The organism is Paenibacillus sp. FSL R7-0331, assembly GCF_000758645.1.
Lineage (GTDB): Bacteria > Bacillota > Bacilli > Paenibacillales > Paenibacillaceae > Paenibacillus_AQ > Paenibacillus_AQ camerounensis.
Genome location: NZ_CP009284.1, coordinates 6,310,001 through 6,323,225, shown reverse-complemented (window position 1 = coordinate 6,323,225; position 13,225 = coordinate 6,310,001). Strand labels below are relative to the sequence as shown.

The following is a 13,225-nucleotide window of genomic DNA, read 5'->3' as shown; positions in this document are numbered from 1 at the left end:
ATGCAACTTATTAACATACAGGATGCCGTTAGCCGGTTGAATCCTCCGCAGCGCAAGGCTGTAGAAACGACTGAAGGGCCTCTTTTGATTATGGCCGGAGCGGGCAGCGGTAAGACCCGCGTGCTTACCCACCGGATTGCCTGGCTGATTGCGAACCGTATGGCGCCGCCATGGGCGATTCTCGCGATTACCTTTACGAATAAAGCAGCCCGTGAGATGCAGGAGCGTGTCTCGAAGCTGGTCGGTGATGAAGGACGGGATATCTGGGTATCCACTTTTCACTCGATGTGTGTACGAATTCTGCGTAAGGATATTGAACGGATCGGCTTCACCTCGAATTTTTCCATTCTCGATTCTTCCGACCAGCTCTCTGTTATCCGCAACTGCATGAAGGATCTGAACATTGATACGAAGAAGTTTGAGCCAAAGGCAGTGCAGGCGGTAATCAGCACGGCGAAGAATGAACTGATAACGCCGGCGCAGTATGAGCAGAAGATCGGTGATTACTTTGAAGGCCTTGTGGCAAAAGTATATGCAAAGTACCAGCAGCGGCTCCGAAGCAACAACTCGCTGGATTTCGATGACCTCATTATGAAGACAATTCAGCTGTTCCAGGATGTTCCTGAGGTGCTGGACTTTTATCAGAAGAAATTCAAATACATTCATGTCGATGAGTATCAGGATACGAACCGTGCGCAGTACATGCTCTGCAAGATGCTGGCCGAGGGCCATCACCGGATTTGCGTAGTCGGCGACAGTGACCAGTCCATTTATCGCTGGCGCGGAGCGGATATTTCGAACATTCTGAATTTTGAAGAGGACTATCCGGAAGCCACAACCATTCTGCTGGAGCAGAACTACCGCTCAACCTCGAACATTCTGAATGCCGCCAACGGTGTTATCGCCCTGAATACAGGCCGTAAACCGAAGAAGCTGTGGACGGACTCGGATGAGGGTGCCAAGATTAAGGTGTTCCGCGGCGATTCCGAGCATGATGAGGGGTACTTCGTCACCGGAGAGATCAGCAAGAACGTTAAGCAGGGACAGGCCTACCAGAATCATGCCATTCTGTACCGTACCAATGCCCAGTCCCGTGTAATAGAAGAAATTCTGATCAAATCGGATATCCCGTACCAGATTGTCGGCGGGATCAAGTTCTATGACCGTAAAGAAATTAAAGATATTCTCGCTTACCTGCGTCTCTTATCCAACCCGGATGATGACATCAGTCTGGCGCGCATTATCAACGTGCCTAAGCGCGGACTCGGGGATACTACAATCGGCAAGCTGGCTGTAGCGGCAGCTGAACGGGGAATCTCGATTTTCCGGATGCTGCAGACGGTGGATGACCTCGGCTTTGCCGGCCGGACGCGCAACGCGCTGGTTGAATTCTATGACATGATCGAAGCGCTGCACCGGATGGTGGAATTCCTGTCCGTAACCGAGCTTACCGAGAAGATATTGGAGCTGTCCCAGTACCGGCTGGAGCTGCAAAATGAGAATACGCTGGAGTCCCGTGCCCGGCTGGAGAACATTGACGAGTTCCTGTCCGTGACGATGGAGTTTGAAAAGAATAATGAAGACAAGTCGCTGGTCTCCTTCCTGACCGATCTGGCGCTGATCGCGGATATTGACAGCATGAACAACGACGAAGAGGACCGCAGCGATGCGGTTGTGCTGATGACGATGCACAGTGCCAAGGGTCTGGAATTCCCGACGGTATTCATCATCGGCATGGAGGAGGGCGTATTCCCGCACAGCCGTGCCTTCCAGGACAATGATGAGCTGGAAGAGGAGCGCCGGCTGGCGTATGTAGGCATTACGCGCGCAGAGAAGCAGCTGTTCCTCAGCTGTGCAAGAATGCGCACGCTGTTCGGGCGGACGACGGCCAACCCGCCGTCCCGCTTCCTGGAGGAGATTCCGGAGGAGCTGAAGGAAGACACCGTCCGTGAATCGGACCGCTTCCGTCGCGGCGGCGCGGAGGCAGGCGGTGCCTATGGCGGCCGCGGCTTTGGCGGAGGCAGCCGGGGGAACTTCGGCAGCCGCGCCACAGGCGGTGCCGGTACTTCGCCGGCGGCTGGCGGGCAAAGCAGCAGCCTGGGCGGCAGTACCGCGTCCGCTGTCCCGGGGGCAGGACGCGTGAGCGTAACGACCGGCAGCGGCGCGCAGCGCGCTACGGGAGGGGCTGCGGCGCCGGCCGGTGAGTTCAAGGCCGGCGACAAGGTGGCCCACGGCAAATGGGGCACCGGCACCATTGTGTCCGTGAAGGGCACCGGCAACGATACGGAGCTGCAGATTGCTTTTCCGGCGCCGGTTGGCGTGAAGCGGCTGCTGGCCGGATTTGCACCGATTACCAAAGTCGAGTAGCCGGCAGGGTTAGCACAAGCGATTATAGAAAATAAAGTGATATAGAAGTGTCATTCTCTTGCTAGATACAACCCATATAACGGAGGGATTAGCCCGGATGGACGTTATGCATACCATGGAAGAGCTCGTTGCTGAGCTGAACCAACACAATTATCACTATTACACCCTGGATGCCCCGTTAGTCAGCGACAAGGAATACGATGTGCTCTATGACAGGCTGATTCAGCTTGAAGCAGAAAGCGGTATGGTGCTCCCGGATTCCCCAACCCAGCGTGTGGGGGGAGAGCTGCTGAAGGGATTTACCCCGCACCGGCACCTTGCGCCGCTGTGGAGCCTGGATAAGGCGCAGAATATCGAGCAGCTGCGGAGCTGGAACGCCCGTGTCCTGAAGCTGGTGAATGACTATAACTCGAAGAATCCGGATACCCCGCTGCCAGAGCCTTGTTATGCGGTGGAGCTGAAGTTTGACGGTCTGACCCTTAACCTGACTTATCAGGACGGCAAGCTTGTACAGGCTGCGACCCGGGGGAACGGGGTAACCGGTGAAGGTATCCTTGCCCAGGTTAAGACGATCAAATCCGTTCCGCTGACCATTCCGTTTAAGGAAGGCCGGATTGAAGTGCAGGGCGAGGGCATTATGAATCTGTCCGTGCTGGCCGATTACAATACACGCGCTGCCGATCCGCTCAAGAACGCGCGCAACGGAGCTGCCGGAGCCCTGCGTAACCTGAATCCGAAGACGACTGCTGAACGCAGGCTGAACGCATTCTTTTATAATGTGGGCTTTGCTGAAGGCATGCAGTTTGCCGATCATCAGCAGATGATGGATTTCCTGCGGAGCAACCGGTTTAAAGTGAATCCGTACCTAACCTATTTCGATGCTTTCGATGATGTTACAGAGCAGCTGGCAGAAATAGAGGAGCAGCGGGCCGGATTGGATTATCTGATTGACGGTGCAGTTATTAAGGTAACGGACTTCCGGATCCGTGAAGCACTCGGCTATACCGATAAGTTCCCGCGATGGGCGGTGGCTTACAAGTTCGAAGCGGAAGAGACAACGACCATTCTGGAATCGGTCAGCTGGAATGTAGGGCGTACAGGCAAGGTGACCCCTCTGGCCCGGGTCGAAGCGGTAGAGCTTGCCGGCGTTACCGTCCAGAACTGTACACTTAATAACGTCGGGGACATCGAACGCAAAAATCTGAAGCATGCGCTGGGTACCCGCGTCTTCATCCGCCGCTCCAATGATGTCATTCCGGAGATTCTCGGCAAGGTGACAGAAGAAAGCGACGGCGGAGAGATTATTTTCCCGGAAAATTGCCCTGCCTGCGGCTTCCCGCTGGAAATGCGCGGTGCGCATCTGTTCTGCAACAACAAGCTGGACTGCAAGCCGCAGATTGTCAGCCGGATCACTCATTTTGCCTCCCGGGATGCAATGGATATCGAGACCTTCAGCGAGAAGACAGCCGGCCAGCTGCATGAAGAGCTGAACGTGCGCGAGCCTGCAGACTTATACGAGCTTACCTTTGAGCAGCTGGTTAAACTGGAGCGCTTTGGTGAGAAGAAGGCGGACAATCTGCTTAAGGCGCTGGAGGATAGCAAGGGACGGGATCTCGCCTCCTTCCTGTATGCGCTGGGTATTCCGAATACAGGCAAGGCAACCACCCGGATGCTGGCCGATCATTACCGCAGCCTGGAGGCTGTTATGAACGCAACTGCAGAAGAGCTGTCCGGTCTGCCGGATATCGGGGGAATCGTGGCGGAGAGCATCGTGAGCTTCTTCGCGGATCCTTTTGTAGTGGTCAGCATCAACCGTATGCTGGAGCTTGGTGTGCAGGCCAAAGTGCCGGAAGCGCCGCGCCAGGTCAGTTCCGATTCCTTCTTCAGCGGCAAAACAGTTGTTCTGACCGGCTCCCTGCAGAAGCTTACCCGTGAGGAGGCAGCAGAGCGGCTGGAGGCACTGGGAGCCAAGGTGTCGGGCAGCGTCTCCAAGAAAACGGATCTGGTTATTGCCGGCGAAAAGGCAGGCAGCAAGCTGGCCAAAGCCCAGCAGCTCGGCATTCAGGTCATCGAGGATGAAGATGAACTCATCCGGCTGCTGGAGCTGTAAGCGGCTCTACCCAATTGCATAACAGCGGACTTGTAGAGTCCTGTAATCTCACTGCGCAGCAGCGGGGATGCAGGGCTCTTTTTCATATCCATCCAGCGGCCTGGTAATTGCATTAAGAAATATATGAACAACTGATAATTTAATAAAACCAATTACTTATTTTGACATATGGTTAACTTTTCCAAGCTAAGCTAGGGTAAGAATCACCATAAGGAGGAAGAGGTATACAATGAACAAGCTGATGAAGGGCATTATCTTTGGGGGACTGGCAGCAGCTGTGGTTTCAGGGGCAACACTTGCCGGAGCGGCACAGGGTACGTCGAATGCAGGGGGAACGGCAAAAGCCCAGTCTAAAAATCTAATTGTATTGATTGGCGACGGTATGGGGCCGGCCCAGATTTCGGCGGCAAGATACTTTCAGCAATACACCAAGGGTGTCAATCATCTGAATATTGATCCATATTATGTAGGACAGGCTACTACATATGCTGACCGCGGTGAAGACGGCGGGAAGATTGTTTCCGGTATCGTTACGGATTCTGCCTCAGCAGGTACTGCCTTTGCCACAGGACACAAAACCTACAATGCCGGGATCAGCGTATCTAACGAGGACGTATCCAAGCCTTTTGCTTCTATCATCGAGGCTGCTGAAAGTACCGGAAAAGCAACAGGACTCGTGACCACGGCCCGTATCACCCATGCCACACCAGCCGTTTACGCATCCCATGTGCGCAGCCGTGATAATGAAGCAGCCATTGCCTCGCAGTATCTGGAGAGCGGTGTGGATGTGCTGATGGGCGGCGGGAAGCAGTTTTTTGTGACCAAGGAAGAGAAGGGCAAACGGACGGACAAGAGCCTCATCCCTGATTTTAAAGCAAAGGGTTACACCGTAGTTGAGAATACGTCTGCCCTAAATGCGCTCACCTCCAAAAATACCAAGGTGCTTGGCCTGTTCGGCAGCTCCCATGTTGCCTATGTTCCGGATCGTACGGCAGAAACGCCTAGTCTTGCTGCGATGACCTCCAAGGCACTGAATATACTATCCGCTGATAAGGAAGGGTTTGTGATGATGATTGAAGGCGGGCGTATTGACCATGCCGGTCATGCCAATGATCTGCCGACCCTTGTTCAGGAAGCACTCGACTTCGACGCTGCTTTTAAGACCGCGATTGAATTCGCGAAGAAAAACGGCAACACCTCCGTTGTAGTTACAGCGGACCATGAGACAGGCGGCCTGTCCCTCTCGCGCGATAACATTTATGAGATCAATATCGATCTGTGGAACAAGCAGAAGCATTCCTCCGAAAGCCTGGCGGCAGATCTTGAAGCGGCCCAGACACCGGAGGAGATCCGCAGCATTGTAACAGCAAATACCTGGATTACGGATCTAACCGATGAAGAGGTTACCCAGATTATGAACGGTGACGGTTCCTCCTACAAACGCGAAGGTGCCTATAATGCGGTCATTTCCAAACGCCTGCTCGTCGGCTGGTCCGGTCACGGGCACTCGGCAGTGGATGTCGGAGTCTGGGCCTACGGGCCGATTGCAGACAAGGTAAAAGGCCAGGTGGATAACACACAGATTGCGACTGCTGGCGCAGATATTCTGGGTCTGAATTTGAAGAAGCGTTCAGCTGAGCTGCAGTCCAAATATCTGTATCCTAAGTTTAAAATCAGCCGTGATAACGAGGTGCTCTACCCGGCTGAAGCCTTGAGCAAGGCGCTTGGCGGCACGTATAAAGGCGATGCGGCGAGCGCGAAGCTGACATTCAAAAACAATGCGGTTGAGATAAGCCTTACCGGCAAAACAGCCAAGCTGAACGGCAAGACGGCAGCCTATACCGTGGATATCGATAACGGCGTGCTGTATCTTCCGCTCACAGCATTTAATCAGCTGACGGGTACAACCCTGAAGTGGGATTCCCTGTCCGAACGGCTTATTCTGAGATAGGGGTGACCCGGTTGCTCCAGATACGGGATTTGAAAAAACAGTTCAGAGTAGACGGCAGAGCAGTACCGATTCTGGATGTCCCTGAATGGAATGTTCATAAAGGAGAGCGTATAGCCATTACCGGACCCAGCGGGTCCGGTAAAAGCACGCTTTTGCATCTGATCAGCGGAATCCTGCGGGCGGACAGCGGCAGTCTGACAGTGGACGGCCAGCCGCTTCATGAACTGGCGGAAGCGAAACGGGATGCCTTCAGGGCTGCTAATATCGGTTATGTCCTGCAGGATTTCCACTTAATCCCCTCGTTGACTGCCCGGCAGAATATTGAGATCGCGATGACGGCAAGGCTCACGTCCAAGGAGCGCAGACGGACCGTTGACGGCTGGCTGGAGCAGGTAGGCTTGGCTGACCGCAGCCGGCACCTGCCTTCCCAGCTGTCACGCGGTCAGCAGCAGCGGGTAGCCATCGTACGGGCTCTGGTGAATCATCCTCCGCTTCTGCTGGCCGATGAGCCTACAGGCAGCCTGGACTGGGAGACGGCAGACGAGATTTCAGCTCTTTTGCTTGAGCTGAGCAGGGCTCACGGCCACACCTTAATTGTAGTTACCCATGACCTCAATATGGCAGGGCGTTTTCCGCAATGTTTAAATATCCGGGAGGTGAATGCAGTCAGCCGGGATGCAGTGCCGCTGCAGCAGACCGTCCTTCTGCAGCGGGGAGAGATACCTGTATGAGCCTGTTTCGGCTGACACTGCGCAATGTGCTGCACCGGCGTTTTTTGTCTCTGCTTACCGTCTGCGCGGTAGCTGTTACCGTTGCCTTTATCGTACTGCTGACATTGTCACGGGACAGTGTGGAGCAGGGGGCCAAGCAGGGCTACGGCCCTTTTGACCTTGTTATCGGTGCTGCGGGCAGTGAGACCCAGCTTGTGCTTAACACCTTTTACCATATCGGTGCACCTAACGGGAACATTCCGCTTGCCGCTTTAGATCAGGCCAGGCGGGATACAGCCGTTGCTGAAGCGTATGCGATGACCGCCGGAGATAACTATAGGGGGTATCCGATAATCGGGCTGGAGTCAGGTTATTTTTTTACAAGGTATGGCGGCACCAGACTGCAGGAAGGCTCCATGTATGCCCATACCGGTGAGACCATTGTCGGAGCTTATGTTGCCGAGTCATTGGGCCTGAAAGTTGGAGATATCTTTTCTGGAGCGCACGGGCTAGTGCAGGTGGAAGGGTCTGAGGCAGAGGCAGCTGCTGGTCATGTTGATGACGATGCGCACGCCGGGGAGCATGGAGAAGAACATGCTCATGACAGCTTCCGTTATACTGTAGCTGGGATTCTTCCTGAGCTCCATACTCCGGATGACCGTGCTATTTTTACTACCGTGGATTATGCCTGGGCTGTGCATGAACTTGCACCTGAGGAAAGGGAGATCACTGCGGTATTGGTCAAGCCGGCTAGTCTGCTTGGGGCGCATGATCTTAAAGAGGCGTTTGATGGCAGTAATGGGATTCAAGCGGCTTATTCGAGTAAGGCTGTTTCTGATGTGCTGAACGCAGTGGATCAGGGTTCAAGGCTGCTGGGTATGCTCACGGCAATCTGCGTGCTGCTGGCCGGTATTTCGATTCTGTTATCGCTTATTGCCGCAGCGGGTGAACGTACTAAGGATGTCGGCCTGCTGCGTCTGCTCGGAAAATCAAGAGCTTATGTATGGCTTGCCTTAACAAGTGAAGGCTTGCTTGTTACGGTGACCGGGCTGATCGCCGGCTTGCTGCTCGGTCATCTCGGAGCTTACCTGCTGAAGGATGCGCTGTTCGCACAGGCCGGGATTCAGATTCAGCCGTACCAGTGGACAGCCGGGCATTGGCTGATTGCCGCCGGGGCAGTTGCTATAGGTTTGTTATCCTCGCTCGGGCCTGCTTTCCGGATGTACCGGATGCATCCGCTCGCTTTGTTCAAATCCTAGGAGGTACACCGACTTGATACGATTACAGAAAAAGCTGCTTCCAGCACTGACAGCAGCGATGGTCATGCTGCTGCTGCAGGCCTGCGGCCAGAATACGCCGGCAGAAGGCCGGGGGGAATCCTTTGCTGCAGTGATGGAGGCGCCCGATCAGTCAGACCGGCCGGCAGGTATAAGCGGCAATCCGGTTGTGCAGGAGCCAACCGGATTGCCGCAAGCCTCGGTTTCACCTCCGGCAGAGCGGGCTGCTGCTACAGCGATCCCGGCTGTAAGCAGTTCTCCGGCTGGCGGTGCATCCGGCGGAACGGGAGTCCGGCAGCAGGAAACGGGTGCTGCTGCGAAAGGGCAGAGCAGCAAGCCCGCCAAGGCTGCAGCTGATAGCACCGCTCCCGGGACACCAGGGCCTGCAGCTGCCCCGGCTTCGGCTGAAGCTGCTGCACAGGTACCTGCCGGGAAAACTGGAGGTAACGTCTCAGGTACAGCAGTTGCTTTGCCGTCTTCCGTCCCTGTGTCGCAACCCGTTGCTTCAGCTGCTCCGGCGGTGAGCCCTATTCAATCTGCAGCAGCGGCAGCGGAGATTCCGGCAGGAACCGCTATGGAGGGGCTTACCTCCATTGACTGGAACGGTTTCTTTGATGGCAGCGACCAGACGCGCCCCTCAGAGTATTTCTGGGATCTTAGCGGCAGCCAGGTCAAAATTAAGGGCTTTATGGGTGAAGTCCTTTCCTTTGAGAAAAACTGGTTTCTGCTGATTCCCGAACCGGGTGCAGAGTGTCCCTTTGATAACGGGGATGAAACCTACTGGAACAAGATCATGATTGTCTTTGTGCCAGCAGGCGACAAGCTCCGCTATACTTCCGGGCCGCTGGAGATAACAGGGCGCCTGGATGTGGGCATTAAAATTGATGAATCAGGCTACAAAACAATGTTCCGGCTGTATGATGCTTCTTATAAAAGCCTCTAAAATGAACGCCATGATAAACAGCCCCCTTTGCCTGTTAAGGTACGGGGGCTGTTTGGTATTCAAGTTGGGGAGGTGCTTTCTGCTATACCCGTGTGGCGCCCGGCAGCCAGGCATCCTTATCATAACCCCGCTCTTCCCAGTATCCGGTGTGATCCTGATCAATCAGCTCGATCCGGTTAAGCCATTTAACCGATTTGTAGGCATACATTTGCGGAGTCACCAGACGTACCGGCCCTCCAAGCTGGTTAGGGATAGGCTTACCGTCATGCATTACCGCGACCATCACATCCTCCATGCGGGCCTGAGGGAGTGTCAGGGAATCGGTGTATACACCGTCGCCGGAATATAGCTTGACCATGACGGCCTCCTGCTTCACCCCGGCCATATCCAGCAGCTTGGAGAGAGGCAGGCCTTCCCACGTGTTTTTATATACAGACCAGCCGGTTACACAGTGAAAATCACTGACCTGTACCTCACGCTGCAGCTTAACGAACTCTTCCCAGGTCCAGGTGAATTTGTTATCCACCAGACCGTCGATCGTGAAGGACCAGTTAGAGTTGTCGAACGCCGGAATCTTGGTCACCGTGTATACCCGGAAGCTTCCCTCTGCACCGCCGCCGATGGGCGGTAATGAAGCTCTCAGCGGAACAGGATCGGGAATAAGGGCGTTAGCATTACTGGCCGCATAATCCGCCGTACCCGGCATCTGGAGAGATTTGCCGATCCACCGGACAAAGGTCGGGCCAACGGTTACCGCAAGTCCTGCTCCGACCGCCAGCTTGATGAAGCCGCGCCGTGTGTATACAGGTTGAGGGACAGGCGCAGCTGCAGGTTGCTGTGAATCCGCGGACATACCGGTTCGTTCAGCGGCGCCTGTTTCAGTAATGACAGATCGTTTTCGGGGTTCTTTGAGCCATTTCACCCGCGTGATGGAATGGTAAATGATGATTGGCAGTCCGATCCAGGTCAGCAGGTCATGAATCAAAAGCGCTGCATTGGCCGCTCTTGGTCCGGCAAGCCTGAACTGCCAGAGTACAATTCCTGATAAAAGCCAGCCGATAAGCAGCACCAGCACGAAGATGACATTTACCTTCTGGGCGGTTTTCCCGTTTAACCTCTTCCAGTGCTTGGCAGCAAGCACAAGATAATAGATAACCGGGATTAGCAGGATCAGTCCAAAGGCGATATGCGCCCATTTGAGCCATACTCTCCCCTCGCCCAGCACTTCCCGCCAGAAGCCGCCTACCAGAAGCAGCCCGCTCACAGCCAGAATAAGCACAAGCCAGGCGTTCCAGCGGTGAATCGAGACGAGCTTTTTCCCATACCCTTTCCGGATGTCAGCCACTATCTTTTTCAAAAATGATCCCTCCTTCAGCTTCCGGCCACAACGGTTTATTTCAAGTTTGAATTAATTAATTGTACCGCAAAAAAGTACCGTTGAATAATGTGCCCTTTAAGCTGCCGGAAAATAGTTTTGTACTACGCTGAAAAAGCCCGTCCTGCTCCTGAATGGAGATGGATGGGCTTTATAAAGGTAACGCGGATATAGAAGGGAGAAGACCTATTCAGCCGCCCACTGCTCCAGTTGCTTGTCACCGGGAAGCAAAAGGGCAAGCAGTCCGAGCAGCGGAAGAAAGCCGCAGGCTACAAACACTGTTGCAATATCGTAGTGGTCAATCAGTTTGCCGATGATTAGAGAACCGATACCGCCTAGTCCAAAAGCAAGGCCGGTAATCAGGCCGGACACGGTACCTATATTACCCGGAAACAGCATCTGTGCGTACACAACAGTTACCGAGAAGCTGGAAAGTAACACAAAGCCGGAGATAATAAGCAGCACAGCCGCCCAGAACTGGCTCACAAACGGCAGTGCCAAAGCGAGCGGTACTGTACCCAGCATTGAAACCAGAATAAGATTGCGCCGTCCGAAGCGGTCAGCAAGCGGTCCGCCAAAAAAAGTGCCTACAGCTCCGGCAGCCAGATACATAAAAATATAGATCTGGGCTTGCTCAAGCTTCATCCCGTAATGATCCATTAAATAGAAGGAATAATATCCTCCGATAGAAGCACCGTACCAGGAGCGGACAAATACGATAAAGATCAGAATAACCGCAGCAGTAACAACCGCTTTGCGCCGTGCAGGATCTATTACGCCTCCCGGGGACCTTTTGCGGAACGTATAACCGGCGCTCAGCATACCGCTGTACCACTTGGCCACATACGTCTGGACAGCAATACCGGCTGCGGCGAAAACAGTGAATCCGAGTGCTCCAATCTGCCCGAAGGGAATGAATACCCAGTTAATAAGCAGAGGCCCCAAGGACTGGCCGGCATTACCGCCGACTTGGAAAATGGACTGGGACAAGCCCTTGCGCTGTCCTGCTGCCATATGAGCAACACGCATCCCTTCTGGATGGAAGGCCGCTGATCCGAATCCGACGAGTATAACCGAGAAGATGACCAGTGCGTAACTGTCAGCAAAGGCCAGCAGGAACACTCCGGCAAAGGTACAGCACATTCCAAGCGGCAGAAGAATAGGCCGGGGCTTGCGGTCAGCGGCGAATCCGATTACCGGCTGAATCAGCGATGAGGTCATATTAAGGGCAAATGCAAGCCAGCCGATCTGGGTGAAGGACAGCAGCAGGTTATCCCTCAGCGTAGGAAACATTGCCGGAATCAAAGCCTGAATTGAATCATTGAACAGATGGACAAAGCTGACAGCAAGCAAAATCCTGTAGATAGTAGCCTGCTGCTGACTGCGCTGCTCCCGGACTTCAAGAGCAGGTGCAGGAATATCCTGCGTAGCGTTAGTATTCATTGATACTCCTTTCAATACTCGTAGCTGAAGTTTAATTATTCGGAATACTTCAATAGCTTCTATTGTAGCTACAGCTGGGCATACAGGGAATACAATTATTGCTCTGAAGCTGCCCGAAATAGACGTAATAATCATTTTATAAAAAAAGCTTGCAATGATACGATCAGCATGATATATTATCTCTTGTGCTTATGAGACATCGACGCCGAGTAAACGGGCTGAGAAAAAATAAGTTGACAATAATCATTGAAAAATGATACAATCTAATTCCGGTCGTGAAACGAATTGTTGAAACGGCAGGAGCAAGTTCTTTGAAAACTGAACAAATGGAACGCGTTAATTTTTACAAGATTCATTTAATGAATCGTCAGTTTCAAAATGAGCAATCGCTCTTTCTAAATACCAATTTGGAGAGTTTGATCCTGGCTCAGGACGAACGCTGGCGGCGTGCCTAATACATGCAAGTCGAGCGGAGCTTATCCTTCGGGGTAAGCTTAGCGGCGGACGGGTGAGTAACACGTAGGCAACCTGCCCCTTAACCTGGGATAACTACCGGAAACGGTAGCTAATACCGGATAATTTCTTTTTTCTCCTGAGAAGAGAATGAAAGGCGGAGCAATCTGTCATTAAGGGATGGGCCTGCGGCGCATTAGCTAGTTGGTGGGGTAACGGCTCACCAAGGCGACGATGCGTAGCCGACCTGAGAGGGTGAACGGCCACACTGGGACTGAGACACGGCCCAGACTCCTACGGGAGGCAGCAGTAGGGAATCTTCCGCAATGGGCGAAAGCCTGACGGAGCAACGCCGCGTGAGTGATGAAGGTTTTCGGATCGTAAAGCTCTGTTGCCAGGGAAGAACGTCCGGTAGAGTAACTGCTACCGGAGTGACGGTACCTGAGAAGAAAGCCCCGGCTAACTACGTGCCAGCAGCCGCGGTAATACGTAGGGGGCAAGCGTTGTCCGGAATTATTGGGCGTAAAGCGCGCGCAGGCGGCTATTTAAGTCTGGTGTTTAAACCTTGGGCTCAACCTGAGGTCGCACTGGAAACT

At 53.7% G+C, this 13,225-nt stretch carries 8 protein-coding genes and 1 rRNA gene (1 of these 9 only partly in view); 7 read left to right on the top strand and 2 right to left on the bottom strand.

The annotated features are described in order from the left end of the window. The 6 genes from pcrA to R70331_RS31330 all read left to right on the top strand — a co-directional run bounded on the left by pcrA (window position 1) and on the right by R70331_RS31330 (window position 9,358). Entirely contained in the window at window positions 1-2,367 is a 2,367-nt protein-coding gene (gene pcrA / locus R70331_RS27670; protein ID WP_042181138.1) for a DNA helicase PcrA, read from the top strand. Window positions 2,368-2,464: 97 nt separating this feature from the next. After that, window positions 2,465-4,477, top strand: coding sequence for an NAD-dependent DNA ligase LigA (gene ligA / locus R70331_RS27665; RefSeq protein ID WP_042181136.1), 2,013 nt, complete (start codon window positions 2,465-2,467; stop codon window positions 4,475-4,477). Window positions 4,478-4,706: 229 nt separating this feature from the next. Next, entirely contained in the window at window positions 4,707-6,428 is a 1,722-nt protein-coding gene (locus R70331_RS27660; RefSeq protein WP_042181134.1) for an alkaline phosphatase, read from the top strand. Between the two features lie 11 nt (window positions 6,429-6,439). Beyond that, window positions 6,440-7,159, top strand: coding sequence for an ABC transporter ATP-binding protein (locus R70331_RS27655; protein ID WP_042181132.1), 720 nt, complete (start codon window positions 6,440-6,442; stop codon window positions 7,157-7,159). After that, a complete protein-coding gene (locus R70331_RS27650) occupies window positions 7,156-8,397 on the top strand; it encodes an ABC transporter permease (protein ID WP_042181130.1) in 1,242 nt (413 codons plus the stop codon). The genes R70331_RS27655 and R70331_RS27650 overlap by 4 nt, the downstream gene beginning before the upstream one ends. A gap of 13 nt (window positions 8,398-8,410) precedes the next feature. Then, window positions 8,411-9,358: a hypothetical protein gene (locus R70331_RS31330; protein ID WP_231576366.1), complete on the top strand. Its 948-nt coding sequence runs from the start codon at window positions 8,411-8,413 to the stop codon at window positions 9,356-9,358. 82 nt (window positions 9,359-9,440) lie between these two features. Here R70331_RS31330 and R70331_RS27640 read toward each other — a convergent pair whose 3' ends face one another. Then, complete coding sequence (locus tag R70331_RS27640) at window positions 9,441-10,715, bottom strand: molybdopterin-dependent oxidoreductase (protein WP_042181129.1); 1,275 nt, start codon at window positions 10,713-10,715, stop codon at window positions 9,441-9,443. A 204-nt stretch (window positions 10,716-10,919) separates the two neighbouring features. Next, window positions 10,920-12,176 (bottom strand): MFS transporter, encoded by a 1,257-nt coding sequence (locus R70331_RS27635; RefSeq protein WP_081947767.1) that lies wholly within the window; start codon window positions 12,174-12,176, stop codon window positions 10,920-10,922. Window positions 12,177-12,580: 404 nt separating this feature from the next. Here R70331_RS27635 and R70331_RS27630 point away from each other — a divergent pair. Beyond that, a 16S ribosomal RNA gene (locus R70331_RS27630) occupies window positions 12,581-13,225 on the top strand; it runs 903 nt beyond the window's last position.